34 protein-coding genes and 2 tRNA genes are annotated in these 22,307 nt (G+C 65.5%); 23 read left to right on the top strand and 13 right to left on the bottom strand.

The annotated features are described in order from the left end of the window. The first annotated feature begins 69 nt into the window (after positions 1-69). The 6 genes from ACVMB0_RS30725 to ACVMB0_RS30700 all read left to right on the top strand — a co-directional run bounded on the left by ACVMB0_RS30725 (position 70) and on the right by ACVMB0_RS30700 (position 4,516). On the top strand, positions 70-495 hold the full coding sequence (locus ACVMB0_RS30725) for a hypothetical protein (protein WP_456797917.1): 426 nt from the start codon (positions 70-72) through the stop codon (positions 493-495). A 76-nt stretch (positions 496-571) separates the two neighbouring features. Further along, a complete protein-coding gene (locus ACVMB0_RS30720; protein WP_456754087.1) occupies positions 572-871 on the top strand; it encodes a hypothetical protein in 300 nt (99 codons plus the stop codon). A gap of 9 nt (positions 872-880) precedes the next feature. Beyond that, on the top strand, positions 881-2,299 hold the full coding sequence (locus ACVMB0_RS30715) for a TolC family protein (protein ID WP_456797918.1): 1,419 nt from the start codon (positions 881-883) through the stop codon (positions 2,297-2,299). A gap of 14 nt (positions 2,300-2,313) precedes the next feature. Beyond that, positions 2,314-3,669, top strand: coding sequence for a multicopper oxidase family protein (locus ACVMB0_RS30710; protein ID WP_461348607.1), 1,356 nt, complete (start codon positions 2,314-2,316; stop codon positions 3,667-3,669). Between the two features lie 44 nt (positions 3,670-3,713). Then, on the top strand, positions 3,714-4,187 hold the full coding sequence (locus tag ACVMB0_RS30705; protein WP_456754090.1) for a cupredoxin domain-containing protein: 474 nt from the start codon (positions 3,714-3,716) through the stop codon (positions 4,185-4,187). A 26-nt stretch (positions 4,188-4,213) separates the two neighbouring features. Beyond that, positions 4,214-4,516 carry a copper-binding protein gene (locus ACVMB0_RS30700; RefSeq protein WP_461348606.1) on the top strand — a complete coding sequence of 101 codons (303 nt, stop codon included), beginning with the start codon at positions 4,214-4,216 and terminating at the stop codon, positions 4,514-4,516. 60 nt (positions 4,517-4,576) lie between these two features. Here the strand turns inward: ACVMB0_RS30700 and ACVMB0_RS30695 are convergent, their stop codons facing one another. Then, a complete protein-coding gene (locus ACVMB0_RS30695; RefSeq protein ID WP_456754092.1) occupies positions 4,577-4,801 on the bottom strand; it encodes a GDCCVxC domain-containing (seleno)protein in 225 nt (74 codons plus the stop codon). A 153-nt stretch (positions 4,802-4,954) separates the two neighbouring features. Between ACVMB0_RS30695 and ACVMB0_RS30690 the strand changes: the two genes are divergently transcribed. Further along, on the top strand, positions 4,955-5,224 hold the full coding sequence (locus tag ACVMB0_RS30690) for a hypothetical protein (protein ID WP_456754093.1): 270 nt from the start codon (positions 4,955-4,957) through the stop codon (positions 5,222-5,224). 226 nt (positions 5,225-5,450) lie between these two features. On the opposite strand, the gene ACVMB0_RS30685 is transcribed toward ACVMB0_RS30690, so the two are convergent. Further along, positions 5,451-5,696, bottom strand: coding sequence for a hypothetical protein (locus ACVMB0_RS30685; RefSeq protein ID WP_456754094.1), 246 nt, complete (start codon positions 5,694-5,696; stop codon positions 5,451-5,453). Positions 5,697-5,823: 127 nt separating this feature from the next. On the opposite strand from ACVMB0_RS30685, the gene ACVMB0_RS30680 reads away from it, so the two are divergent. Then, the gene (locus ACVMB0_RS30680; RefSeq protein ID WP_456754095.1) at positions 5,824-6,066 is read left to right on the top strand and encodes a hypothetical protein; all 243 of its coding nucleotides are present in this window, start codon (positions 5,824-5,826) and stop codon (positions 6,064-6,066) included. Between the two features lie 44 nt (positions 6,067-6,110). Beyond that, positions 6,111-7,040, top strand: coding sequence for an NAD(P)-dependent oxidoreductase (locus ACVMB0_RS30675; RefSeq protein WP_456754096.1), 930 nt, complete (start codon positions 6,111-6,113; stop codon positions 7,038-7,040). Positions 7,041-7,213: 173 nt separating this feature from the next. Here ACVMB0_RS30675 and ACVMB0_RS30670 read toward each other — a convergent pair whose 3' ends face one another. After that, positions 7,214-7,771 (bottom strand): tetratricopeptide repeat protein, encoded by a 558-nt coding sequence (locus ACVMB0_RS30670; protein WP_456754097.1) that lies wholly within the window; start codon positions 7,769-7,771, stop codon positions 7,214-7,216. A 286-nt stretch (positions 7,772-8,057) separates the two neighbouring features. On the opposite strand from ACVMB0_RS30670, the gene ACVMB0_RS30665 reads away from it, so the two are divergent. The 4 genes from ACVMB0_RS30665 to ACVMB0_RS30650 all read left to right on the top strand — a co-directional run bounded on the left by ACVMB0_RS30665 (position 8,058) and on the right by ACVMB0_RS30650 (position 10,503). After that, a complete protein-coding gene (locus tag ACVMB0_RS30665; RefSeq protein ID WP_456797919.1) occupies positions 8,058-8,390 on the top strand; it encodes a His-rich protein BRANT in 333 nt (110 codons plus the stop codon). Positions 8,391-8,618: 228 nt separating this feature from the next. After that, complete coding sequence (locus tag ACVMB0_RS30660) at positions 8,619-9,059, top strand: hypothetical protein (protein ID WP_456754099.1); 441 nt, start codon at positions 8,619-8,621, stop codon at positions 9,057-9,059. 289 nt (positions 9,060-9,348) lie between these two features. Continuing rightward, positions 9,349-10,065, top strand: coding sequence for an outer membrane protein (locus ACVMB0_RS30655; protein ID WP_461348605.1), 717 nt, complete (start codon positions 9,349-9,351; stop codon positions 10,063-10,065). Positions 10,066-10,263: 198 nt separating this feature from the next. Continuing rightward, positions 10,264-10,503: a DUF6719 family protein gene (locus tag ACVMB0_RS30650; protein ID WP_050625828.1), complete on the top strand. Its 240-nt coding sequence runs from the start codon at positions 10,264-10,266 to the stop codon at positions 10,501-10,503. Positions 10,504-10,563: 60 nt separating this feature from the next. Here ACVMB0_RS30650 and ACVMB0_RS30645 read toward each other — a convergent pair whose 3' ends face one another. Continuing rightward, the gene (locus ACVMB0_RS30645; RefSeq protein ID WP_456754102.1) at positions 10,564-10,815 is read right to left on the bottom strand and encodes a hypothetical protein; all 252 of its coding nucleotides are present in this window, start codon (positions 10,813-10,815) and stop codon (positions 10,564-10,566) included. A 486-nt stretch (positions 10,816-11,301) separates the two neighbouring features. Here ACVMB0_RS30645 and ACVMB0_RS30640 point away from each other — a divergent pair, with 486 nt between their 5' ends. From ACVMB0_RS30640 to ACVMB0_RS30630, 3 genes are all read left to right on the top strand, one after another. Further along, positions 11,302-11,670: a hypothetical protein gene (locus ACVMB0_RS30640; RefSeq protein WP_456754103.1), complete on the top strand. Its 369-nt coding sequence runs from the start codon at positions 11,302-11,304 to the stop codon at positions 11,668-11,670. Continuing rightward, positions 11,667-12,515, top strand: coding sequence for an alpha/beta fold hydrolase (locus ACVMB0_RS30635; RefSeq protein ID WP_456754104.1), 849 nt, complete (start codon positions 11,667-11,669; stop codon positions 12,513-12,515). The genes ACVMB0_RS30640 and ACVMB0_RS30635 overlap by 4 nt, the downstream gene beginning before the upstream one ends. A 73-nt stretch (positions 12,516-12,588) precedes the next feature. Then, the gene (locus ACVMB0_RS30630) at positions 12,589-13,746 is read left to right on the top strand and encodes a DUF2652 domain-containing protein (protein ID WP_461348604.1); all 1,158 of its coding nucleotides are present in this window, start codon (positions 12,589-12,591) and stop codon (positions 13,744-13,746) included. Between the two features lie 33 nt (positions 13,747-13,779). On the opposite strand, the gene ACVMB0_RS30625 is transcribed toward ACVMB0_RS30630, so the two are convergent. The 4 genes from ACVMB0_RS30625 to ACVMB0_RS30610 all read right to left on the bottom strand — a co-directional run bounded on the left by ACVMB0_RS30625 (position 13,780) and on the right by ACVMB0_RS30610 (position 15,224). Then, positions 13,780-14,334 (bottom strand): hypothetical protein, encoded by a 555-nt coding sequence (locus ACVMB0_RS30625; protein ID WP_461348603.1) that lies wholly within the window; start codon positions 14,332-14,334, stop codon positions 13,780-13,782. Positions 14,335-14,469: 135 nt separating this feature from the next. Next, on the bottom strand, positions 14,470-14,688 hold the full coding sequence (locus tag ACVMB0_RS30620; RefSeq protein WP_461348602.1) for a hypothetical protein: 219 nt from the start codon (positions 14,686-14,688) through the stop codon (positions 14,470-14,472). 44 nt (positions 14,689-14,732) lie between these two features. Next, positions 14,733-14,978 (bottom strand): hypothetical protein, encoded by a 246-nt coding sequence (locus ACVMB0_RS30615; protein ID WP_461348601.1) that lies wholly within the window; start codon positions 14,976-14,978, stop codon positions 14,733-14,735. A 60-nt stretch (positions 14,979-15,038) separates the two neighbouring features. Then, entirely contained in the window at positions 15,039-15,224 is a 186-nt protein-coding gene (locus tag ACVMB0_RS30610) for a hypothetical protein (protein WP_456754109.1), read from the bottom strand. A gap of 259 nt (positions 15,225-15,483) precedes the next feature. Between ACVMB0_RS30610 and ACVMB0_RS30605 the strand changes: the two genes are divergently transcribed. Further along, entirely contained in the window at positions 15,484-15,717 is a 234-nt protein-coding gene (locus ACVMB0_RS30605; RefSeq protein WP_461348600.1) for a hypothetical protein, read from the top strand. Positions 15,718-15,812: 95 nt separating this feature from the next. Here ACVMB0_RS30605 and ACVMB0_RS30600 read toward each other — a convergent pair whose 3' ends face one another. Next, complete coding sequence (locus ACVMB0_RS30600) at positions 15,813-15,995, bottom strand: hypothetical protein (RefSeq protein ID WP_456754111.1); 183 nt, start codon at positions 15,993-15,995, stop codon at positions 15,813-15,815. Positions 15,996-16,159: 164 nt separating this feature from the next. Further along, entirely contained in the window at positions 16,160-16,474 is a 315-nt protein-coding gene (locus ACVMB0_RS30595; RefSeq protein WP_461348599.1) for a DUF5658 family protein, read from the bottom strand. A 156-nt stretch (positions 16,475-16,630) separates the two neighbouring features. On the opposite strand from ACVMB0_RS30595, the gene ACVMB0_RS30590 reads away from it, so the two are divergent. Continuing rightward, positions 16,631-16,705, top strand: a tRNA-Thr gene (locus ACVMB0_RS30590). A 121-nt stretch (positions 16,706-16,826) separates the two neighbouring features. Here ACVMB0_RS30590 and ACVMB0_RS30585 read toward each other — a convergent pair. Next, complete coding sequence (locus tag ACVMB0_RS30585) at positions 16,827-17,264, bottom strand: hypothetical protein (RefSeq protein ID WP_461348598.1); 438 nt, start codon at positions 17,262-17,264, stop codon at positions 16,827-16,829. Positions 17,265-17,472: 208 nt separating this feature from the next. On the opposite strand from ACVMB0_RS30585, the gene ACVMB0_RS30580 reads away from it, so the two are divergent. The 4 genes from ACVMB0_RS30580 (at position 17,473) to ACVMB0_RS30565 (ending at position 20,110) form a co-directional block, all read left to right on the top strand. Continuing rightward, positions 17,473-18,189, top strand: coding sequence for a dienelactone hydrolase family protein (locus ACVMB0_RS30580; protein WP_461348597.1), 717 nt, complete (start codon positions 17,473-17,475; stop codon positions 18,187-18,189). Positions 18,190-18,259: 70 nt separating this feature from the next. Continuing rightward, complete coding sequence (locus tag ACVMB0_RS30575; RefSeq protein WP_461348596.1) at positions 18,260-18,955, top strand: HoxN/HupN/NixA family nickel/cobalt transporter; 696 nt, start codon at positions 18,260-18,262, stop codon at positions 18,953-18,955. Between the two features lie 174 nt (positions 18,956-19,129). Beyond that, positions 19,130-19,603 carry a hypothetical protein gene (locus tag ACVMB0_RS30570; protein WP_461349739.1) on the top strand — a complete coding sequence of 158 codons (474 nt, stop codon included), beginning with the start codon at positions 19,130-19,132 and terminating at the stop codon, positions 19,601-19,603. A gap of 90 nt (positions 19,604-19,693) precedes the next feature. Beyond that, a complete protein-coding gene (locus ACVMB0_RS30565; protein WP_461348595.1) occupies positions 19,694-20,110 on the top strand; it encodes a hypothetical protein in 417 nt (138 codons plus the stop codon). Positions 20,111-20,168: 58 nt separating this feature from the next. On the opposite strand, the gene ACVMB0_RS30560 is transcribed toward ACVMB0_RS30565, so the two are convergent. After that, positions 20,169-20,993 carry a TrmH family RNA methyltransferase gene (locus ACVMB0_RS30560; RefSeq protein ID WP_456754117.1) on the bottom strand — a complete coding sequence of 275 codons (825 nt, stop codon included), beginning with the start codon at positions 20,991-20,993 and terminating at the stop codon, positions 20,169-20,171. A gap of 196 nt (positions 20,994-21,189) precedes the next feature. On the opposite strand from ACVMB0_RS30560, the gene ACVMB0_RS30555 reads away from it, so the two are divergent. Beyond that, positions 21,190-21,275, top strand: a tRNA-Tyr gene (locus tag ACVMB0_RS30555). A gap of 264 nt (positions 21,276-21,539) precedes the next feature. Here ACVMB0_RS30555 and ACVMB0_RS30550 read toward each other — a convergent pair. Continuing rightward, on the bottom strand, positions 21,540-22,274 hold the full coding sequence (locus ACVMB0_RS30550) for an alanyl-tRNA editing protein (protein WP_461348594.1): 735 nt from the start codon (positions 22,272-22,274) through the stop codon (positions 21,540-21,542). Between the last annotated feature and the right edge of the window lie 33 nt (positions 22,275-22,307).

Here is a 22,307-nt window from a genome sequence, read left to right as displayed (position 1 = left end):
GGTAGCTTGCGGCGCGGATGAATCGGAGCGATCGGGCGGGTGTTGGTGCGGTTGAACAGGCGAGGGCGGGTGCGGGCGGGATGTTCCATCATCCTGGCCTATCTGTTCTGCGTGATCGCGCCGCCATTTGCGCTGGCATTCGGGGCGCCGTTTCCATGCCTGACCGACGAGGTCCAGCCGGCCGTCGCGGTGCACATGCATGATGCCGCGATGCCGATGGCACATGCCGAGCATGTCGCGCATGATCATGCCGCCCACGATCATGGCGGCATGCACATGCATCACGCGGACGATGGTGCTCAACCCGCAACGCACAGCCACGACGGCAAGAACATGCCGGGCCCGTGCTGCGCCTTGATGTGCGTATCGGCGCTGCCGGCCGATCTTCCCCTGGTCGCCGGTCCCTTGCACCCGATCGCGACCCGTCTCGCCGAGGCCATTCAGAGCCTGCGCAGCGAGGCGCCGGCGCTACTCTATCGTCCCCCCATCGCCTGATCCTGAGCTGACATCGTGGCTGCGCCGCGGGCTCGCGTGCGCATGCCTGTGATTCACTGATGATCGGGACAGACCCATGTTTTCGCATCTCGGGGCGAGGCTCGCCGCCGTAGCCACGCAGCGTGGCCGGCGCGCGCTACCCACATTCGTGCCGCGGATCGCCGCCGTCATGCTCGCGGCCGCGCCGCTCGCCGGCTGCATCGCCGATGGACGGCCGGTCGCCGTCGCGGGCGATCCGGCAAATCCGTCGGCGCGCACGGCCGGTGTCGGCTACCGCTCGACGATTGCGCCTTACGAAAGCCTGCGTCCGGCGACGCCGCTACCCTGGCGCGAGCGCAATGACGGCGTGACGCCGCCGGCCAAATCGGACCGGTAGGAGGGCGCCATGCGACATCTGGCCATTGCGCCGATCCTGCTGCTGACATCCGCGCTCGCGGGCTGCGCGTCGTTCTCGCCCGACACCGGCATGGGCGTGGTCTCCGAAGTGACGGAGAGGGCGATCGGCAAGGACGTCGCCTTCGTGCGTTCCGCGGACGAGGCCGCGACCACCGATGCCCTAGTGAAGCGGCTGCTGGCGCGCAATTTGACGGCGGATGCCGCCGTGCAGGTCGCGCTGTTGAACAACAAGGGTTTGCAGGCGGCCTATAACGAGCTGGCGCTGGCGGAGACCGACCTGGTCGCCGACAGCCTGCCGCCGAACCCGACCTTCTCGTTACAGCGCATCACCGGCAACGGCGCCAGCGAGGTCGAGCGGCAGGTGGTCGGCGACATCCTGGCGCTGGCGACGCTGCCGGTCCGCTCCGAGATCGCACGCGAGCGTTTCCGGCAGGCGCAGCTCAAGGCCGCGCTCGCCACCCTGCGGCTCGCCGCCGAGGTCCGGCGCAGCCACGTTGCCGCGGTCGCCGCCAACGAGACGGTCGCGCTGCTGACGGATGCGAAGGCGACCGCGGAGTCGACTGCGCAACTTGCAAAAAAGCTCGGCGAGACCGGCGGCATGAACAAGCTCGACCAGGCCCGCGAGCAGGTGTTCTACGCCGAGATCACGGCTGACCTCGCCAGCGCGCGGCAGAACGCGGCGAGCGCGCGCGAGCGGCTGGCGCGCCTGCTCGGATTGTGGGACGGCGATCTCGGCTTCCGGATTGCGGACCGGCTGCCGTTGCTGCCGAAGCGGCCACTGCAACAGCCGTCGATCGAGGTCGCCGCGGTCGGTCACCGCGTCGATCTGCAGATCGCGCGGATGGAAATCATAGCCCTCGCCAAGGCGCTCGATCTCACCGAGGCGACCCGCTTCGTCACGCTGCTCGACGTCGCCGGCATCGACAGGCGGACGCAGGATCCCGAAGGCCCACCGTTCAGGGAACGCGGCTTCGACGTCCAGTTCCAGATCCCGATTTTCGATGGCGGCGAGGTGCGGGTCCGGCAGGCGGCCGAGACCTACCGGCAGGCGATGAACCGCCTGACCGAGAAGGCGATCAACGTCCGCTCCGAGGCGCGCGACGCCTACCGCGTCTACCGCTCGACCTACGACATCGCGCGCCACTACCAGCGCGAGGTGCTGCCGCTGCGGCAGATCATCACCGAGGAGATGCAGCTGCGCTTCTCCAGCATGCAGGTCGACGTGTTCGCGCTGCTGACCGAAGCGCGGCAGCGGCTCGCCTCGCTGCGCGCGGCGATCGACGCCAGGCGTGACTTCTGGCTGGCGCAATCCGATCTGCAAACCGCGATCAACGGCGGCGGTTCGGCCGGCGCAGCATCGGCACCATCGTCCGTCGCTTCGGCCGCACCCGCCGCCAGCGATCATTGAATGGAGACAACACGATGTTCTCACGGCGTGGATTTCTCGGCAGCGCGGCGCTGGTGACGGCGAGCGCAGTCACCGGCCGGGTGCAGGCCGCTGCCATCCCGGAAGCACCAACCATGGACAAGGCGGTGACGCAGCCGCCGCTGCATCCGACCAGCGGGCCCGACTACCGGCCCGTGGTCACGCTCAACGGCTGGACGCTGCCGTGGCGGATGAACGGCGACTGGAAGGAATTCCATCTCGTCGCCGAGCCCGTGGTGCGCGAATTCGCCGACGGCATGAAGGCCAATCTCTGGGGCTATAACGGCCAGGCGCCGGGCCCGACCATCGAGGCGGTCGAGGGCGACAAGGTGCGCATCTTCGTCACCAACAAATTGCCGGAGCACACCACGGTGCACTGGCACGGCATGATCGTGCCGGCAGGCATGGACGGTGTCGGCGGTCTCAACCAGCCGCACATCAAGCCGGGCAAGACCTTCGTCTACGAGTTCGAGCTCAAGCACAGCGGGACCTTCATGTACCATCCCCATTCCGACGAGATGGTGCAGATGGCGATGGGCATGATGGGGATGTTCATCGTGCACCCGCGCGACCCGGCATTCCGCCCGGTCGACCGCGACTTCGTCTTCATCATGAGCAGCTACCTGATCGACCCTGGCACGTACCTGCCGAAGGTCAACGAGATGACCGACTTCAACATGTGGACCTGGAACAGCCGGGTCTATCCCGGCATCGATCCGATGCCGATCCGGCTCGGCGACAGGATCCGGGTGCGGATCGGCAACCTGACCATGACCAACCATCCGATCCATGTGCACGGGCACAATTTCAGGGTGACCTGCACCGACGGCGGCTGGGTGCCGGAGAGTGCGCAATATCCGGAGACCACGACCGACGTGCCGGTCGGTGCGGTCAGGGCCTTCGACATGCTCGCCGACAATCCGGGCGACTGGGCGTTCCACTGCCACAAGTCGCACCACACCATGAACGCGATGGGTCACGACGTCAGGAATTTCATCGGCGTGTCGCGGCAGGATCTCGCGAAGGTGGTCGGCAAGCTCGCGCCTGACGCCATGGTGATGGGATCGACCGGGATGGCGATGGGCAACATGGAGATGCCCGCGCCCGACAACACGCTGCCGATGATGACCGGCATCGGGCCGTTCGGGTCGATCGAGATGGGCGGCATGTTCACGGTGATGAAGATCCGCGAGGGGCTCGGCCGCGACGATTACAGCGATCCCGGTCCCTACAATTATCCGCCGGGCACCGTTGCCTACGAGGTCAACGCGCCGGCCGCCGAGCCCGCGCGGCAGCCACCGGCCGCGCCCGAGCGAAACGCCAAGCCATCGATGAGGGGAATGAAGATGTAGCGGATCACGCCCATCGCCCACGAACAACACGCAGCAAATCAAAAATGGAGACTCCAGTGAAGAACATCACCACGATCGGCATCGCGCTCGCTGCGCTGTCGCTCACCGCCGTGCCGTCGCGCGGCCACGAAAAGCACGATCACCAATCCTATTCGGCGGGCGAGCCCGGCGATCCCGGCAAGCCGTCGCGCACGGTCGAGATCGAGATGAAGGAGATGGAGTTCACGCCGTTCCGCGTCGAGGTCAAGCGCGGCGAGCAGATCCGATTCGTGATCAGGAATGCCGGCACCGAGGATCACGAATTCCTGCTGGCGACCACCGCGGAGAATTTGAAGCATGCGGAGGTGATGAAGAAGCATCCGCACATGGAGCACGACGATCCGAACGGCGTTCGCGTGGCGCCGAAGAAGAGCGCGGAGATCGTCTGGAAGTTCACCAAGGCCGGGACGTTCGAATATGCCTGCCTGATCCCCGATCACCGCGAGTACGGGATGACCGGCCGCGTCATCGTGAAATGAAACCAGCAACGAGAAGGACGACAATGATGAACAGGATGATCCGGATTGCAGGCGCTGGCGCCGCCGCGCTGGCGCTGACGCTGGGCGCGACGTTCGCGCAGGCCGCAGCGATGAACGGCGAGGTCAAGAAGATCGACGAGGGCGCGGGCAAGATCACGCTCAAGCACGGCCCGGCCAGGAGCCTCGGCATGGATGAGCCGATGACCATGGTCTACCGGGTCAAGGATCCCGCGCTGCTCAAGCAGGTGAAGGTCGGCGACAAGGTCAAGTTCGAAGCCCAGGAAGGCGACGGCGGCTACACCGTCACGGCGATCCAGAAGACGAAGTGAGGCGATGACCGGGGTCGCGGCGTTCGGCGCGCGATGCCGGTCGCACTGTTCGCAAGCCGATCATCGGCCGCCACACGCGGCATCGCCGCAGCATTGTCCGTTCGCCTGGACCGGAGGGCACGGCACCGAGCCGTAGGAGCAGAACACGCAGCAATCGCCGGCCTTGGGCTTGAGGCGAATGCCGCAGTCCGCGCAGTCGTAGAAGAACTGGCAGGCGTCGGTCGGCATGGTCTCGGCCTTGGCGAAGCCGCAGGCCGGGCAGGTCAGGGTGGAGAGCAGTTGCATGTTGGCTTCGTGGACTCCGGTTGAGCCGTCCCCGCCGGGGCGATCCGCCGCCGGTGATTGATATTAACTCTGCCGCGCCGGCGATGCGCCGGCGTTGGAACGCGATCGGTCGTGGCGCGTTGCTGTGCATTGTCGATGTGCAGAAGGCTCCCCATGACAGTCAACGCGGCGATACTGATGGCGGCTCTGGTGCTGTCGGGAACCGTGTTGGCGCAGAGCTCCGGCCCTTCGGCCGGGACCGGGCAGGCCACCAAATTGACCACCACCGGCCAGGCGCTGAACGACACAGGGAAGACGGGCGAGGGCGCGCCGCCGATCGAGCGGGCCGCGCGCCCGGCAAGGCCGGCGGACACCGCCGATGGCGGCACGGTCGGCACGAGCCTTCCGCAGAAGCCGGACCGGCGCCTCGAGCACTACCCGTAACTATCTGCAATCGTTCGTATTCTTTGGAACTCTTCTTGATTAAACACCTCCCGAAGCGGTGCGACGCGCCACTGTCTTGATCCTGTCACGCCAGGTCGGTTAGCCCAGCGTTCTGATTGAATGCGATGGGCTGGTCATGGCCGGGGCGAGCCGGGCGCAGGTTCTTGGACAGGTTCTTGGACAGCTCCTTGGGATGGATCGGCAGATCGGCCGCGTGCTGGTCGTCCTAGCGGTTGCGCAGATCGTCGGCTGGGGCACGCTTGGCCTGCCGGCGATTGCCGGCCACCGGATTGCGGCCGATCTCCACCTTTCGCTGCCGCTGGTGTTCGGCGGCACCTCGACGCTCTACGTAACCATGGGCCTGTGCGGCCCGCTGCTGGTGGAACCGTTCCGGCGGGTCGGCGCGCGGCGGGTGATGATGACCGGCAGCGCGGTCGCCGCGCTCGGGTTCATCGCTCTCGCCTGCGCGCATGACGCGGCGGGTTACTTCATCGCCTGGACGATACTTGGGATGGCCGGAAGCGCGGCGCTGAGCACGGCCGCCTACATCATGCTGAACGAGTGGCCGGGCGGAACGCGAAGAGTGCGATCGGTGCGCAGTGGCGCGGGCGACGATCCCGCTGGTGTTCTACGACAAGAGTGCGTTCGCCAAGACGACCTCGCATATCGCGTTGCCGCTCAACCTGATCTCGGCGGCCTCGCCGCCGGCGCTCGCCTATCTGCTGACCCGGTTCGGCAGCAACGCCGTGCTGGAGCTCGCCTTCGCCTGTTCGGTCGGCGCGCTGGTCATGGTCGCCATTCTCGGCCGCCGGCGCGAGGTCGGGATCGCCGCCGGATCGTGAGAAACCGTCGCATCCGGGCACGGTTCTTGCTTCGTGAGAGTTGCATGACGCAAGAGGTTGTGATGACCCGCATGCGCATCGGCTTTGTCGGCTTCGGCGAGGCAGCGCAGTGCTTCGCCGCCCACCTCGCAAGCAAGGACGGTGCGGCGCCGTTGGTGTTTTGCGAGGGCAACACCAATCGTCCGCCGTATTCGGATGCGTTCCGGGGCATGGCGTCCGCCTGCGGGGTCGAACTGGTCGACAGCCTGCCAGCGCTGATGGCGCGCGCCGACATCGTGTTCTCGGCGGTCGTGGTCGCGACGGCCGCGCCAGTGGGCCAAGCCATCGCCAGCCTGGTTCGGCCTGACATGCTGGTGGTCGACGTCAACGCGTCCACGCCGCGGATCAAGCGATCAGTCGGCGAGGCCGTGGCGGCGAATGGTGGCGCCTATGTCGATGCCAATCTGATGGGCGCGGTCAGCATCTATGGCGCGGCAGTGCCGCTGTACTGCTCGGGCAACGGCGCCGCGCGCTTTGCCGAGGCGTTCGCGCCGCTGGGCTTTACGATCGAGCTTGCCGGCCCGGAGGCCGGCACCGCGGCAGCGGTGAAGATGCTGCGCAGCGTCGTGACGAAGGGCATGGAGGCGCTGATCGTGGAAGCGCTGACCGCAGCCTCGCTCGCGGGGGTTCGCAGCGAAGCGCTGCGCGGCATTTGCGAACCGATGGACGCGACGCGCTACAGCAAATTCGTCGACATGTGCGTGCGCACCGATGTGCTGCACGCCGAGCGCCGTGCCGTGGAGATGGACGGCGTCGCGGAGGGGCTGCGGGAAATCGGCCTGCTACCGATCATGACCGAAGCGACTGCCGCGCGGCTCAGGACATCGGCGCGGCTCGGCCTGCGCGACGATTTCGCGGCGCGTCCGTCTTACAGCGCCGACGATGTGCTCGATGCCTATGCTGCGCGAGCGGCCACTAGCTCCCAAGATGGCTAGAGCGCAGCGAAACCCATCACCTTCGATCAGCGCGGAGGCATGATGGGTATCGCTTCCGCCTTCGCTCTTCGAGCTACGGCGGACAAGTCGCTCCACCTACGCTGCAACGGCTGCAAAAAAACCGGCGTGGTCGTTGTGACCACGCCGGCTCGATTGGGGAGACGGTCGACCGTTCAGTAAACCAGGCCGGTGCCCGGGGGCTTCTCCAGCGCTGCGGCGAGCGAGCGGTATTCGTCGCTGTTGGTGCCGGCGAGCTGGGCGATGCGGTTCAGGTGATACTGCGCCTGGTCGCGGTTGCCCTGTTCGACCTGCCAGAGGCCGTAATACTGCCAGGTGCGAACATGGGCCGGGTCGGCCTTCAGCGCGCGCTCGTACCAGATCTGCGAGACCTTGTAGTCGCCGAGCTTGCGATAGGAGTAGCCGATCAGGTTGGCGACGTCGGCACGGTCGTCCTGGCCGAGCGCCTTCAGCTGCTCGATCGCGGCGGTGTAATCGTGCTTGTCGTAGATCGTGGTATAGGCTGCGCGATAGCCGGCCAGGAACTTCTGATCGTCGATCGCGGAGCTCTTGTCCTTCTTCGCCTTCTTGCCCTTGCTGCCGCTGTCGGAAGCCGGCGGCGAGGGATTGTCGCTGCCCGCGGCATAGGCCGAGACGACCGGCGCGGCGGCGAGGGTCATCGAGAGCACTGCGAGGCCCAAAATTTTCCAACGAAACTGCGGCGTCTTGCTCATTCCTGGTTGCTCCTGATCGTTCCTGATCGTGCTCGGCAATCCTACACCGAAGCCTGATGACTTGAACACCCAGGGGTGCAGAACATTCCCGGCCGAATCCACGATTGCGTGATGTCGGCGAGCGGCCGGCCGCAGCGGCAACATGACCAAGATGTCATTCACATGAATGAATTCCGTCCATGCCCTTCAGAACGGGTTCAGTGCGTGACCCCTAAGTTCGCATGCATTGATCGGTGAGGCCGACCATCCGGCCGGAGACCTCTCGATCCCGCAGAGGAGGACCACCATGTTGAAGACGATTTCCGCCGCGCTGCTCGCCATGTCCGTGATCGCAGCGCCCGCGCTGGCCGCCGAGACCGGCAAGACCGCAACCCCCGCGCCGGCGACCACGACCGCCCCGGCGACCAAGGCTGCCCCCGTCGTCAAGAGCGAGCAGCTGCCCTCGAAGGTGCGCAACGCCAACGCCCGGATGCACCACAAGCACTATCGCCATCACCGCCACCACAAGCACATGGGCATGCTGAAGGTGAAGTCGCCGAAGCACGCGACCAAGCACGCCTCCAAGCACATTCCGGCCAAGGTCGCCACCAAGCACGTCGTGCCGGCCAAGCGCGGCTGATCAGCGCGACTGAACCTGATCCGAGGGACGTAGTTCGATCCACATTGCCCCGCTGCTTCCTTTGGATGCAGAACCGGCCCGCTTGTCCATTGCTTCCCCAATGGCGGCGGGCCGGAGTGCGTTTCGGTATTGGCTGAGACCCGGACGCCGGTCGTTTCTGTTCAGGAATAACCGAGTTGCGAATTCCCTTTCGTCACCCGCCGGTCTATGAGACGCGGCCGGGGCAACATGAAACAGCTGACTTTGCGGACTGCATCACGACTGGCGGCAATCCTGCTGCTCTCGATCCCGCTGGCCGGCTGCCTCACCAGCGACGATGGCGGCGGGCCGACCACCTTCACCGATGACCGCGGCGTCGCCAACCAGCCGTTCCCGGACCGTTACCGCGAGCAGATCCTCGCCTTCATGCGGACCTACCTGAACAACCCGGTCGGAGTCCGCGAGGCCGCGATTGCCGATCCGGCGCAGCGCACGGTCGGCGGCCGGCTGCGCTACGTGGTGTGCCTGCGCTACAGCGCGAAGGACGCCGACGGCAATTACCGGCCGGCCCGGGAGCACGGCGTCATGTTCGTCGACGGCCGGCTCGACCGCATCCTCGACAATGCCGCCGAACAGTGCGCCGGCGCGTCCTACGCGGCATTTCCGGAACTGGAGAAGATGGCGCGCTAAAACCGCGGTGGCTGGTCGCAACCCTGACCGGCGGCCTGATCGAAACGTTAGCGAACTCCGATCACTTTTCGCGGAGCGTTGAACTTCAACTTAGCCGTTTGCGACTTACATGCAGCCGAAATGCGGCTGCTTAACCGGTGAAAAAACCTTCTGTGCCAGGGAACAAACGGGCGTTGTTGCGACCCCGTCACAGCTTGGAAACATCACAGGTCCGGCATTGCCCCAAAGCAACCTAATTGGCGTCACGTTGTTTGGCTTAACAGCGCAGCGTTCGTAACGGGGATCAGAGATGAAGAAGTTTTTGCTCGGCACAGTCGCGCTGGCCGCCCTTGCGGGCCCGGCGTTTGCGGCTGACATGCCGGCCCCCACCTATACCAAGGCACCGCCGCCGTATACCGCACCGGCGCTCGTCTACAACTGGACCGGCTTCTACATCGGCGGCCATGTCGGCGGCGCGTTCACCGACGGCAACAATCTGATGGGCAGCGACGCGCGCTTCATGGGTGGCGTGCAGGGCGGCTTCGACTATCAGTTCGCCCCCAACTGGGTGATGGGCATCGAGGCGCAGTACTCCTGGCTGCCGAGCTCCTCGAACAACGGCCTGACATTCCCCGCCGGAACCGTGGTGACCGGCAACACCGACCAGCTCGGTTCGGTGACCGGCCGGCTCGGCTATACCTGGGGTCCGGCGCTGCTCTACGCTAAGGGCGGCTACGCCTGGCGCGACAACAACAACATCACGGCCTCGGTCGGCGGCGTGCCGACGGCCTTCACGACCGACGGCGGCCACAAGGATGGCTACACGGTCGGTGCCGGCCTGGAATACATGTTCGCCCCGAACTGGTCGGCGAAGGCCGAGTACCAGTACTACAATTTCGGCAAAACCACCTTCACCAGCGGTCCGGCCGACATCGTCGGCGCGAGCTTCCGGAACGACGAACATACCGTCAAGCTCGGGGTCAACTACCGCTTCGGCTGGGGCGGCCCGGTGGGTTCCCGCTACTGATCGTATCTCATCGAGATCGAAAGGCCGGCCTTCGGGCCGGCCTTTTTCGTTGGCCTGGCATTTTTTTTGGCCTGACGCTTGCTTGTTCAGCCGCTATTCACGCCTGATCGTGCAATGCAAAAAATAATTCCTGCATTGCACGGAACTTTCATCGTGATGCGTTATTATGGGAACGCCGGGGCTGGTGGACAAACAAACATGCGTAGTTTTGCGTTAGGGCTGATCCTCTCTGCGGTCGCTGTACCGTGCGTTGCCCAGACTGTCCTTAAATCCGAACCTTTGTCGCTCGCGCCCTATGAGGTCGTGCTGGTGCAGGATGCGTCCTGCACGGCGGGCAAGGTGCTCAAGGTGACGGGCGCGATCCGGGGTCTGCATCGGCGGAAGATTTGCGTGTCGCTCGCCGCCGAGCAGGCTTCGCTGGCGACGGCGACGCCGTAGGCAAGCGGACCGCATTTTCGGCATCCGGCCCGCCATGCGGGACCGGCCGGAGCAGCATCGTCAGTTCAACCGCGGCTCCAGGCGCGCCTCGCGATCGGCATCGGCCTTGTTCTTGACCGGATCCTCGTTCGGCTCGAGCTGGCAGGCCCGGATCTCGTAGTCATTATCCAGCACCGGGCGGGGCGAGGACTTTTCCTCTTCCGAGACCGTATCCACCACCAGCCCGGATTTCCTGGCAAGCTTCCAGACGTCGGCCTCGGTCGGATACGCCTTGCTCAGCTTGGCGTCTTGATAGAACAGCGCATACGGCATTCGTCGTTTCCCCAAACAACCCACGACAACGCCACCGGTGGCCCCGGGTTTCCTCAGAGCTCGCCGTTGCGATCACGGAACCGTGAATGATGATTCCAGGCAAGCATCTGAAAATATGAGTCATTTCGGCCCTTTCGCGAAGGGCCCTGAGTCCTTAATGAGCGGTAAACCCCGGAAAAAAGAATCCCCGGGACTCTCCGGGTAGAATCGCCGGATGTTTCCTTCCATGAGAGCGATCCACCAGCCCCCCTACGAACGCGTGCAACTCGCGCTTGCGGTTGTGCTGCTCGCAGCCTGCGCCGCGAACGTGGCGCTGGTCTGGTCGTGGCTTTGACTCTCGCTTTCCCGGCTCCAGCCAAAATCCGTATGTAGCGGTCCGCGCGAAAATGCCGTGGCCGCGCGACGCCGGCGCCGATTGACGGCTCCCGCATTCCTTCCATCATTGCCGGAGAACGACCCGCTCGGCGGCCGTCGGAGGGAGCTGATATGATCGAAACGCTGAAGCAACGGGTCAATGGCGACGCCGGCCTGGTGCGGCGGGGCCGCTTCCTCACGACGACATTCCTGCTCGAGATCGGCAAGACCGCCTGGCTGATCGCGATCCATGAGGGCCGGATCGTCGCGGTGACCAAGGGGCCGTTCGTGATGCCGTCGTCGTCCTTCGCGCTGCGCACCTCGGAGGAGGAGTGGGGCAAGTTCTGTGAACAGCGGCCGCCGCCGGGCTCCAACGACCTGATGGCGCTGATCAAGCGCCGCGTGCTGAGGGCCGAGGGCGAGTTGCAGATCTTCATGGCGAACCTGCGATACTTCAAGGAGGCGCTCGGCAAGCTGCGCGGCGAGGGAGCGGCGGCATGAGCGCCAAATTCGAGCCGATCGTCGGCCGCTACATGCAGCTCGAGCTGTCCGGCCGTCTGCACCGCGTCTATGTCGAGGAGGCGGGCGAAGGCACGCCGCTGCTCTGCCTGCACACCGCGGGCGCCGACGGGCGGCAATATCGCGGCCTGATGAACGACCCACGCGTGACGCGCAATCATCGCGTCATCGCCTTCGACATGCCCTGGCACGGCAAGTCGTCGCCGCCGCAAGGCTGGCACGACGAGGAGTACCAACTGACCTCGGCGCAATACACCGCGATGATCCTAGCCGTGATCGACGCGCTCGATCTCGACAGGCCGATCGCGATCGGCTGCTCGATCGGCGGCCGGATCGCGCTGCATCTCGCGCTCGAGCATCCCGAGCGCTTCCGCGCCATCATCGGCCTGCAGGCCGGCGCGCATGTCGATCCCTATTACGATCTGAATTTCCTGCACCGGCCGGACGTCCATGGCGGCGAGGTGGCTGCTGCCATCGTCTCTGGGCTGGTCGGGCCCGACGCGCCCGACAGCGAGCGGTGGGAGACGCTGTGGCACTACATGCAAGGCGGCCCCGGCGTGTTCAAGGGCGATCTCTATTTCTACAAGATCGACGGCGACATCCGCGCCCGCATAGCCGAGATCGACACGAAACGCTGCCCGCTGTTCCTGCTGTCGGGCGAATACGATTATTCCTGCACGCCGGAGGAGACGCTGGCGGTGGCGAACAGCATCGCCGGAGCTGAGGCCACGATCATGAAAGGCCTCGGCCATTTCCCGATGAGCGAAAACCCCGGCGAGTTCTTGAAATACCTGTTGCCGGTGCTGGAGAAGATCGGCGGGCGCTAAACCGCCCTCGACCTCAGGCGCTTCGGTATGACAGACTGCGTATCGTCACGAAACGATTGCGCTGGAGGTCTCGATGCTTCCGAAAGCTGAAGCGGCATATTTCGCGATTGCCGACATCTCCGGCTATACCAACTTCCTCGCAGCGGTCGAGCTCGACCACGCGCAGGATATCATCGCCGATTTCATGGATGTGGTGGTGAAGGGGCTGCGCCCGCCATTTCGTCTCGCCAAGTTCGAGGGCGACGCCGCATTCGTCTACGCGACCGGGACCATCGACGGCTCGCTGCTGCAGGACGCGATCGAGGGCGCCTATTTCAAATTCCGCCGGCGCCTGCGCGACGTCCGCCAGGCCTCGACCTGCGAGTGCAAGGCCTGCGTTGCGATGGGCGATCTCGATTTCAAATTCGTGATCCATCACGGCGAGATGGTGAAGCAGAAGATGGGCGGCCGGGAGGAGCTTGCCGGCCGCGACGTCATCCTGGTCCACCGGCTGCTCAAGAACAGCGTCGGCGAGAAGCTCGGCGGCCGCGCCTACGTGCTCTACAGCGATGCGGCGATCCGCGCCATGGGCGTCGATCCGGCGGCGCAGGGGCTGATCCCGCATCAGGAGACCATCGACATCATCGGCGACGTGACGCTGTGGGCGCGCGACCTCGAAGCGGCGTGGCAGCAGGACGACGCGCAGGTCCGGATGGAGGTGACGCGCGACGATGCCTACGCGATCCTCGAATTCGACATCGCCGCGCCCCGGCAGACGGTGTGGGAGTTCATCACCGTGCCCGGGCAATGGCAGAAATGGTGGGACGCCGACGACATCGTCGAGGAGTCGGGCAAGGGGCGGCGCGGGGTCGGCACCAAAAATCATTGCGCCCACGGCAACCATACCAATGTCGAGGAAACGCTCGACTGGCGTCCGGTCGATTATTTCACGGTCGGGATCACGCTGCCGGTGCCCGGCGCGCCGCGCATCATCATGACCCGGGCCGTTCTGGAACGCCCGGACGGGACGTCGCGTTTCGAGCTACGGATCGCCAGGCCGAAGCCGAAGGACAAGGCGTTCCTCGACGGCGCCGCGGCCAAATTCGCCGAACGCATGACCCAGGCGATCGCCAGCTTGCGATCGATGACGGAAGGCAGGCAGCCTGCCGGCGACGCCCTGGAGGAGCCGGCGCTGACGCGACCAAGCGGGCGCTTCCTGACCGAGCCGGTGAAATCGGGCGCGAAGGGCTGAGGTCGGCAGACGGTAGGGACGAAGGAATGCCGGTTACTTGCCGGAGCGCGGCAGCTCGCTGTTGTCGCGGATCGCAGCGCGGACCTTGGCCATGGTCGTGGTGCAATATTCCTCGCGCTCCCTGAGGAAACGCTGCTGCTGGGCGCGGAAATTCGCAACCCGCTCCCGCACCTCGGATCCGAAGTCGCCGCTGATGTCGAGTCTTGCGAATTGCGGCGGCTGCGCCGGGGGCGGCGGGACCTCGACGACCGTCACCGCCAAAGGCGGCGGCGCGGCGGGCAGCCCCTCGAGCACGGTCGGCACCGGAAGCGGGGACGGCGTCACCATCCGGGTCTCGGCCGCCGGCTTGATCTCCAGGGCGGCCTTCATCTCCAGAAGGGTCGTCTCGTCCACGGCCGGCTTGTGATCCAGGCTGGGCTTGGCCTCGGCCGTGGCCGGCGCGGCGGCGGGCGGCGGGGCAGGCGCCACTGGCGTGGCCGTCCGTGGGGCAGGCGTCGGCAGCCCGGCGTCGGGCAGCTTGCCCTTCACCGACTGTACGAAAGCCATTGTCTGCGCGATCAGGAGATCGCGTTCCTTCATCCACTTCATGGCGCACCTTGAGCGCGCGGATTCCAGCAAAGCAACCGCGCGGAATCAAGCACTCGCCATCGTGATGGTTGACGAAGACGCCTGTTTCACAGGTGCGGTGACATATTTGTGACAATCGCGCGGTGCGTCGGGCAGTCAGCGCTGGCGGGGATCGGTGTTCGGGACGAACGGGGTACCGACGATCCGCACTGGGGTCTGCCCGCTAGCCGACGCCTGATTCGCCGCCGGCCGTGGTGCCGCGTTTGCCGGCGCGGGCGCTGGATCGAGCAGGGCGACGATGCCGGCCGCGGCCATGCTGAGCAGCGTGAAACTGCCCAGAAGCAGCAGATTGCGGTTGGTCTCGCGTACACTCATGCGCAGAAAATCGCGTGAGAGGGCATAATGTTCCGAACAAATCCTCAGGCATTTTCGCGCAGATTTGGTCCCGCGCTAAAGTAGTGGGTCAGGAGCGGCGAGCGGCCTAGTGAGCGGTCGCCCGCCTCGGCGGGCGCGCGTTCAGTGCTGCGCGCCTCGATCAGGTCGGCGTAGCGGCCATACTCCTCGGCCATTTCCAAAAGCTTCTCGCGCACCGCGGCGTCGGTGACCTGGCGGGCCAGCCGCCGCGCCTGATCGGACTGGAAGCGGTAATGTGCTGTGTCGGACATCGTCGGCTCCTCACACATGTGTAAGGGCCGTCCGGCAAAAGGTTCACCAGAGGAAGCGGTTCATTGCAAGGTCTGGGACCGATCGGTCGGCGTGGCGCCGACCGCGCCCGCCCGGTCCTCGCGGACCTCGACCTCGAACCATCCCATCTCCTTCAGCTCGCGCGCCTTCTTCTCGGCCGCGTCTTCGCTGTCGCGCTTCAGCACGATCTGGCTGGTGCCGTCCCGGGCAAGGATCAAATAGGTCATTGGCTGATGTCCCATCCGACATTCTGCATACCGCGTTTCGGGCTGCAAGAACAGAAACAAGGCACGGCATGGGTGATGCTACGGGAAGGATCCCACGATTCCTGCCAAGGGAGGGCGGCGGGCGCGACCCTGGAACAGCGGTTGCGCAACGGGACAATTCACGTGCGGGCGCGCGCGATCGGTGACGTGAAGCGTCTGCTGAAGACCGGAATAATACGGCTCTCTCTGTACTTGTGGGCAATCAAGCGAAGCGCTTTGATTGAATCGCAACGACGTGTTCGGATTGGACCTGGGGACGACGCACGGCGTGAGCCACAAGAAGCTGGATGGAGGACTCGATGCCCAGGCACTTCGGTTTGAAGGCAACATCGACCGCAGGACGGTCGGCGTTCACGGGATCATCAGGGGATTTGCAGCAGCGGACTGCGTCGGCAGCGGCATCGAAGAATCTGGTGCCGGAGGTCGCGCCGGCGTCAAAGCACACTTCGGCTGATTCGGAGCTGCCGTATTCGCCTGCGAGCTGGCGCGGCTGCCGCGGCCGGCGGTCGATCTCGGCTGACTGACAATCCGCGGCGCGGCTGGCCGGTCTCATGGCTGGGACGGCTCGTGCTTCTTCTCGCGCTTGAAGTCCATGCGCGCGATGCGTTCATCGATCTGTCGATTCAGCCGCTCGTCCTGCAGCGTGTCCTTCCTGAACAGCCCGCCGTGCAGCCGATAGGCGAGCAGCAGCAGGACAACAGCACCACCCACGAGATAGTAGGACCAGTCCATCGTCGTCAGAACCGTGCCTTGGCGGCCTCGTTGCCGGGATCAAGCAAGCTTAGGGCGATTTGCGGCGCCTTGTCCAACGCCATCCTCGGCCACGCCTGCCGAACATTGTTTCGAAACATCAACGGGATGTGACGCGAAGCGCGCTGGTCAGCGCTAGCGGCAGCTCAATGGGTGCCCGCGAGGATGATCAGATTGTTGTAGACCGGCGTCGCGATGAAGGCGACCACATAGGCCATCTGGCGTTCGCTCTTGCCGCGCCAAAGCATCCACATGACGAGATAGGTCAAGCCCAGCTTGGCGATCAGCCACCATTCGCCCAGCCACTCCTGGGTGAACCGCATGAACGGGTTGAGCTCACCCATTCCGCGCTGCAATATCTCATTGGTGGTGATGAGATCCGAGTAACCCATCAGCAGGGCGCAGACCAACAGCATTGCCTTCAGCAAAGACGTCCGTGCCCGCAGCTGCTGTTCCGTCATCAGGTGTTCGCCCGAATCTGTTTGTGGCTCCCGGTTCCCCAATCTTGCGGAACCTTTGCGGTGAGTGCAAGCCTCAAAGCTTGGGGCGAGGCTTGGCCTTGGTTCTGGCTCTGCCGCACCAAGTCTGCTATGCGAGCGCGCAAATCACGCCATTTCGCCGGCTTAGCTCAGCGGTAGAGCAGCAGTTTTGTAAACTGAAGGTCGGGGGTTCAATCCCCTCAGCCGGCACCAGCTTTCGATGCTGGCTCAGGCGTGGCGACTCCGCTCGGCTCGGCCAGAGCATTTCGCCTCCGGCCCGGCGGCAAAAAGGCGGCCCGAAGGCCGCCCCTGCATCGCTGCACGTTCGCCTGAGCTATTGGCAGGGGTGCCGGAGGCCGTCGCTGCCGCGGAACCAGGTGCCGGGGGTGCAGGCAAGGCCGTTCTGCCGCGCGTATTCCTCGCCGCCCATCGGGGCGCCGCGATAATAGGCGGGGCCGCCGAACGGGGCGGTGGCGATCGCAGCCGCGGTGCCGACCGCGCCGCCGACCACGCCGGCGGCGACGTCGGCCGGGCCGGGATCATAACGATTGTAGCTGTCTTGCCAGCTCGGGTTCTGCCAGTCGCGATCGCGCCGGTAGGCGCGGTGATGATACGCGGTCGCGGTGGTGCCCGGCGCCATTGTCTGGCATCGGGCGTCCGGCGTGGCATTGGAGCAGCGCACGGCGGTACCGATGGTCTGTTGCGCCATCGCGGGGCCGGCCATGGCTGTCGCGAGCAGGGCTGCCGCACCAAGAATTTTCAGTTGTGTCATGCAAGATCTCCTCTCGTCGTCGTGGTGAGCTAATCTCGCTGTGCCGCGCCTGTTCCGGCGCAGCCTTGCCCCGCGTTCAAACCAGTGTGAAGTTCCGGTCGCGCGCGAATGATGCGTTCCGGATCACGGTCGATTTTGTTTAAGCATGATCCGTATCGGAAAACCGGTGCCCATTTTTCCGGATCATGCTGCTTTTGACGAGAATTGCATGCACACAGGTGACATCGACTACGCCGGCGGCGACGCCAATCTGCGCGGCTATCTCGCATTCAACGACCGCGGCGCAAAGCGTCCGGGCGTGCTGGTGTTCCACGAGGGACTCGGGCTCGGCGATTTCGCGATGGAGCGGGCGCGCAGGCTCGCCGCGCACGGCTATGTCGCGTTCGCGGCCGACATGTTCGGCGATCGGCGACAGGCTGCCGATCTGCCGCAGGCGATGGCGCTGATCGGCGAGTTGCGCACCGATCCGGCGAAACTCCGCGCCCGGGCGCGCGCCGCGCTTGCGACACTTACCACACTGCCCGAGGTCGATGCCACCAGATGTGCGGCGATCGGCTTCTGCTTCGGCGGCACCGTTGCGCTCGAGCTCGCGCGCGATGGCGCCGAGCTCAAGGCCGTCGTCAGCTTCCACGGCGTGCTCTCGACCACGCAGCCTGCGGCGGAAGGTCGGGTGAAAGCGAGCGTGCTGGTATTGACCGGCGCCGACGATCCGTTGGCGCCGCCCGATCAGGTCACCGCGTTCGAGACCGAGATGCGCGCCGGCAAGGTTGCCGACTGGCAGGTGATCAGCTACGGCAACACGCTGCATGGCTTCACCAATCCGACCGCGGACGGCTCGATCATGAAGTCGGCGCTCTACGATGCGCGGGCCGATCGCCGCTCCTGGGCGGCGATGCAGGGCCTGTTTGACGAGGTGCTTGTCTGAGGATGCGCTGGCCTGACAAGATCAGCGATCTGGTGTTTGATCTGTCGTCACGCGCCGGCGCGGAGGGTTGATGTTCGGAATCTTGAGTCTTGGTTTTCTGCTCGGCATGCAGCATGCGCTGGAGCCGGATCACATCGCAGCCGTGTCCAGCATCGCCGCGCGCCGCACCCATGTCGGTGACATCGTCAAGCACGGCCTGACCTGGGGTCTCGGCCACACGCTCACGCTGTTCATCTTTGCCGGTGCGGCGATCCTGCTCGGGCGCGCGATCCCGGAGACGGTCGCGGCGCCGATCGAGACCGCGGTCGGCATCATGCTGGTCGGCCTCGGCGCCCATGTCTGGTGGCGGCTGTGGCGCGACCGCGTGCACTTCCACACCCATTCGCATGGCGACGGCGCCACGCATTTCCACGCCCACAGCCATGCCGGCGAGACCCTGCCGCACGTCCGCGCCGCGCACAGCCATGCGCACGGCTTCCGCTGGCGCACGCTGCTGGTCGGCCTGATGCACGGCATGGCGGGCTCGGCGGCCTTGCTGGTGCTGACGGTGTCGCAAGCCCCGAATCCTGCTGTTGGCCTCGGCTATGTCGCGCTATTCGGTATCGGCTCGATGATCGGCATGGGCGTGCTGTCCAGCGTGATCGCGGTGCCTCTGGCGGCCTCGGCGCGCTGGCTGACCTGGGCCAATCGCGGCCTGCAGGTGGCGGTCGGCGCGGTCACGATCGCGATCGGCATTCATTCGATCATCGAGAACGCCTTCGCCTGACGCACGGGTGCTTGTCGGGCGGCCGTTAACGATTTCTGATCCCGCCCGGCTGCATTGACCGGATGCCGATGCTTACGCGTTAGGCTTACCGCCAGTTTGGCCCGCGCCCTTAACCCTTCCGCCAAGCCATTGGATTAGGCTGCGGATGGAACAATTCGGGACGGCTGGGTGAACATGCGCGCAAGTCTTGCGCTGGCGATATTGGCTGCGATGACCTCGACGGCGCTGGCCGGCGGCGGCTTCGACATCGTCGTGCCCTCGCGGCCCGGCCTACCCATCATCATCAACGGCGTCGACGCCTCCTATGCGGTGGTCGAAAGTGCGATGGGGCTCGCCCGCAACGACTCGATGGTGCCGACCGTCTATGGCGGCCGCCCGATCGATCCCGAGCCGAATGTCGGCCATTATTATCCGAGCCTCGGCCGCATGCCGGGCTACGGTCGGCTCGAGATCGAGCCGCCGGCCAACCGCAAGCTGCCCAAGCCGGCCGAGAGCTATCACGAATCATGGTCGGCGCACTCCGCGCCGCTGCCGGCGCAGTCCAACGTGCCGGTCGATCCGCCGCCGGTGATCTACGCGCCCGAGTTCAATGGGCCGCGGCCGTTGCCGGGGCCGCCGATGCGGTCACCGCGACCGAGAGGCCCCTAAGTCGAGCCCTCAGGCAGAGGGCCCTTCATAGCCACCAAGAGCTACGCGACGAACAGAGAGACCTACAGGCAAGATTTACAGGAGAGAGTAATGCGTCAAATGATCAAGGGACTGATTGCGGCCGTGGCCGTCATGGTGACCGCGCCCGCAATGGCGTGCGGCTTCAACCCGTGCGGCTATTCCGCGCCCGTCGTGAATTACGGCTGCGGCGGCTGCGGTGGCTATAGCGGCTACTATGCCGGTTACGGCGCGGTCGAGCGTCTGCCCGACCCGGATGCGGCCTATCCCAGCGCGCCGCAGCAGTACTATTACGTCAACCAGGGTCCGACCTTTACCGGCCCGGGCAATTGGGCCCCGCGTCCGTATTACCGCGAAGGCTACGGCCGCCCGTATTACGGCTATCGCCACTATGGCTACCGTCATTACGGCTACCGCCATCACTACGGCTATCGCTACGGCTACGCGCCGCATCGCTACGGCCATCCGGTGCTGCGCCGCTACTACTGATCCGATCTACGGTTCGAGAGATCAACGCCCGTTCGCATACGCGAGCGGGCGCTTTCGTTCACATCAGCCCGAGCCGGCTCGCGCCGATATAGAGCGCGAGCACGCAGGCGTTCGACACGTTCAGGCTCTTGATCTCGCCGGGCATGTCGAGGCGGGCGACGACGCGGCAGGTGTCGCGGGTCAATTGGCGCAGGCCCTTGCCCTCGGCGCCGAGCACCAGCGCGAGCGGCGCTTGCAGCGGAACCTTGCCGAGATCCTCGGTGCCCTCGCTGTCGAGGCCGACGGTCTGGAAGCCGCGCTCGTTCAGTTCGGTCAGCGCGCGCGCCAGGTTCTGCACCGTGACAACAGGCACCAGCTCGAGCGCGCCGGAGGCGGACTTCGCCAGCACGCCGGTCGCTTCCGGGCTGTGGCGCGCAGTGGTGACGATCGCCTTCACCGCGAAGGCCGCGGCCGAGCGCAGGATGGCGCCGACATTGTGCGGGTCGGTGATCTGGTCGAGCACCAGCACGATGCCCTCCAGCGCCAGCGTGTCGATGCCGGGCGAGGGCAGGGGATCGGCCTCCGCCAGCAGGCCCTGATGCACGGCATCGGGAGTGAGGCGGCGGTCGATATCGCCGGGCCGGACCAGCTCCGGGGTGACGCGGGTGGCGATGTTTTCGTCGGCGAGGCGCTTGGCGGCGTTCTCGGTGAGGTAAAGCTTGCGGATCTGGCGGTCCGGGTTGGCAAGGGCCGCCGCCACCGTGTGCCAGCCATATAGAATCACTGGTCCGTCGGAACCGGATTCGCGCTCCCGGCGGCCGGGCGGGCGGCCGAATTTCGGCCCTTTTTGGAAGGGCTTACCGCCCTTGCCTCGGAAATTGGGTTTGCGGTCGCGCTCGCTCATGTGAGGCTTGTGTCATTGATATCGCGGAATGGCAATTTAACCGGCAAATTGCGCGCCCGCTTGGTTGACTTTGGGGACCGCCTTCGCCCATAAACGCGCCCGACCGCGTACCCGCTTCGGGGCTGACGCGGTTATCAGCGTCATTTCGATGACCCGGTCCGCCGCCACTCGCGCGGCCGGTCTGATGCTGTTGGACGGGGGAGTGTCCCGAGTGGCAAAGGGAGCTGACTGTAAATCAGCCGCCTCATGGCTTCGCAGGTTCGAGTCCTGCCTCCCCCACCAGCCTTCGCTCGCTTCGCGAGCTACGGCTAGGCAAGCCAGCAAAATTCCATCGTAGCGAAGTGAGCGAAGGCTGCCGCGCCGAAGCCCGGAGGGCGAAGGCGGGCTGTACCCGTCATTGCCACTCTGTCTCGCTTCGCGAGCTACGGCTAGGCAAGCCAGCAAGATTTCTCTGATCAGAACGCGCCGGGTAGGCACCTTCGATCAGGATATTCTGGCCGGTGATGTAGCCCGCCTGCGCCGAGCGCGGAGGCGCGCAGGTCGCAATCAGGTGCCGGGCGCCAGCCCGGCCAGCCCGATCTTGACGCGACGATTGTGGCGGCCCTTGTTGTCGATCTTCAGCACCCGGACGAGGCGCGATCCTCCGGTGGAGGGCAGATGGGTGCCGCCGCAGGCCTGCCGGTCGAGGCCGGCGATCTCGACGATGCGGATCTTGCCGTCCAGCGTCGGCGGCGGCGCAACGCTGCGGGTCCTGATCAGCCCATGCTGATCGATGGCATCGTCGATCGGCATGTAGCTGTCGCCGACCGCCAGGTCCTGGCGGATCGCATCGTTGATCGGGCCGTCGAGCGCGCGCAGGCGCTCATTGTCGGCGTCCGGCAGGTCGAAATCCATGCGGGCCGTGCCGTCCGGATTCATCTGCACGCCGGTGACCAATGCACCGTTGAACTGCTGGTAGACGATGGCGTTGAGCAGGTGCGTGCCGGTGTGGAGCTCGCGCATCATCTGGCGGAACTCGGGATCGACCACGGCTTCGACGCTGCCCGAGGGCTCAACCGGATTGGCCAGCAGGATCCAGATTCCTCCACCAGAGGAGGGTTCGAAGCCGGTGACGGCGGCCTCTCCACCGTTCCAGCGGATGGAGCCCTTGTCCGGCAATTGGCCGCCGCCGCCGGTGAAAAACGGCAACTCCGCCAGCATGACGCGGCCCGGCTCGGCCCTGATGACGCAGGTCTCGAGCGTCAGCGTGTCCGGATGTTCATGGTAGAAGAACCGCGACATGCGATGTGCACCTTGAGCTTGTTCGAATTCGAT

This window comes from Bradyrhizobium sp. USDA 4451 (genome assembly GCF_054822585.1).
Note: the sequence above shows the minus strand (reverse complement) of the source record. Positions and strands in the feature narration are given on the sequence as shown.

Coding starts and splice junctions, on each gene's coding strand:
- ACVMB0_RS30720 (WP_456754087.1), top strand. CDS start 572: ATGTTTTCGCATCTCGGGGCGAGGCTCGCCGCCGTAGCCACGCAGCGT.
- ACVMB0_RS30715 (WP_456797918.1), top strand. CDS start 881: ATGCGACATCTGGCCATTGCGCCGATCCTGCTGCTGACATCCGCGCTC.
- ACVMB0_RS30710 (WP_461348607.1), top strand. CDS start 2,314: ATGTTCTCACGGCGTGGATTTCTCGGCAGCGCGGCGCTGGTGACGGCG.
- ACVMB0_RS30705 (WP_456754090.1), top strand. CDS start 3,714: ATGGAGACTCCAGTGAAGAACATCACCACGATCGGCATCGCGCTCGCT.
- ACVMB0_RS30700 (WP_461348606.1), top strand. CDS start 4,214: ATGAACAGGATGATCCGGATTGCAGGCGCTGGCGCCGCCGCGCTGGCG.
- ACVMB0_RS30695 (WP_456754092.1), bottom strand. CDS start 4,801: ATGCAACTGCTCTCCACCCTGACCTGCCCGGCCTGCGGCTTCGCCAAG.
- ACVMB0_RS30690 (WP_456754093.1), top strand. CDS start 4,955: ATGACAGTCAACGCGGCGATACTGATGGCGGCTCTGGTGCTGTCGGGA.
- ACVMB0_RS30685 (WP_456754094.1), bottom strand. CDS start 5,696: ATGCGCGCAGGCGAGAGCGATGAACCCGAGCGCGGCGACCGCGCTGCC.
- ACVMB0_RS30675 (WP_456754096.1), top strand. CDS start 6,111: ATGACGCAAGAGGTTGTGATGACCCGCATGCGCATCGGCTTTGTCGGC.
- ACVMB0_RS30670 (WP_456754097.1), bottom strand. CDS start 7,771: ATGAGCAAGACGCCGCAGTTTCGTTGGAAAATTTTGGGCCTCGCAGTG.
- ACVMB0_RS30665 (WP_456797919.1), top strand. CDS start 8,058: ATGTTGAAGACGATTTCCGCCGCGCTGCTCGCCATGTCCGTGATCGCA.
- ACVMB0_RS30660 (WP_456754099.1), top strand. CDS start 8,619: ATGAAACAGCTGACTTTGCGGACTGCATCACGACTGGCGGCAATCCTG.
- ACVMB0_RS30655 (WP_461348605.1), top strand. CDS start 9,349: ATGAAGAAGTTTTTGCTCGGCACAGTCGCGCTGGCCGCCCTTGCGGGC.
- ACVMB0_RS30650 (WP_050625828.1), top strand. CDS start 10,264: ATGCGTAGTTTTGCGTTAGGGCTGATCCTCTCTGCGGTCGCTGTACCG.
- ACVMB0_RS30645 (WP_456754102.1), bottom strand. CDS start 10,815: ATGCCGTATGCGCTGTTCTATCAAGACGCCAAGCTGAGCAAGGCGTAT.
- ACVMB0_RS30640 (WP_456754103.1), top strand. CDS start 11,302: ATGATCGAAACGCTGAAGCAACGGGTCAATGGCGACGCCGGCCTGGTG.
- ACVMB0_RS30635 (WP_456754104.1), top strand. CDS start 11,667: ATGAGCGCCAAATTCGAGCCGATCGTCGGCCGCTACATGCAGCTCGAG.
- ACVMB0_RS30630 (WP_461348604.1), top strand. CDS start 12,589: ATGCTTCCGAAAGCTGAAGCGGCATATTTCGCGATTGCCGACATCTCC.
- ACVMB0_RS30625 (WP_461348603.1), bottom strand. CDS start 14,334: ATGAAGTGGATGAAGGAACGCGATCTCCTGATCGCGCAGACAATGGCT.
- ACVMB0_RS30620 (WP_461348602.1), bottom strand. CDS start 14,688: ATGAGTGTACGCGAGACCAACCGCAATCTGCTGCTTCTGGGCAGTTTC.
- ACVMB0_RS30615 (WP_461348601.1), bottom strand. CDS start 14,978: ATGTCCGACACAGCACATTACCGCTTCCAGTCCGATCAGGCGCGGCGG.
- ACVMB0_RS30610 (WP_456754109.1), bottom strand. CDS start 15,224: ATGACCTATTTGATCCTTGCCCGGGACGGCACCAGCCAGATCGTGCTG.
- ACVMB0_RS30600 (WP_456754111.1), bottom strand. CDS start 15,995: ATGGACTGGTCCTACTATCTCGTGGGTGGTGCTGTTGTCCTGCTGCTG.
- ACVMB0_RS30595 (WP_461348599.1), bottom strand. CDS start 16,474: ATGACGGAACAGCAGCTGCGGGCACGGACGTCTTTGCTGAAGGCAATG.
- ACVMB0_RS30585 (WP_461348598.1), bottom strand. CDS start 17,264: ATGACACAACTGAAAATTCTTGGTGCGGCAGCCCTGCTCGCGACAGCC.
- ACVMB0_RS30580 (WP_461348597.1), top strand. CDS start 17,473: ATGCACACAGGTGACATCGACTACGCCGGCGGCGACGCCAATCTGCGC.
- ACVMB0_RS30575 (WP_461348596.1), top strand. CDS start 18,260: ATGTTCGGAATCTTGAGTCTTGGTTTTCTGCTCGGCATGCAGCATGCG.
- ACVMB0_RS30570 (WP_461349739.1), top strand. CDS start 19,130: ATGCGCGCAAGTCTTGCGCTGGCGATATTGGCTGCGATGACCTCGACG.
- ACVMB0_RS30565 (WP_461348595.1), top strand. CDS start 19,694: ATGCGTCAAATGATCAAGGGACTGATTGCGGCCGTGGCCGTCATGGTG.
- ACVMB0_RS30560 (WP_456754117.1), bottom strand. CDS start 20,993: ATGAGCGAGCGCGACCGCAAACCCAATTTCCGAGGCAAGGGCGGTAAG.
- ACVMB0_RS30550 (WP_461348594.1), bottom strand. CDS start 22,274: ATGTCGCGGTTCTTCTACCATGAACATCCGGACACGCTGACGCTCGAG.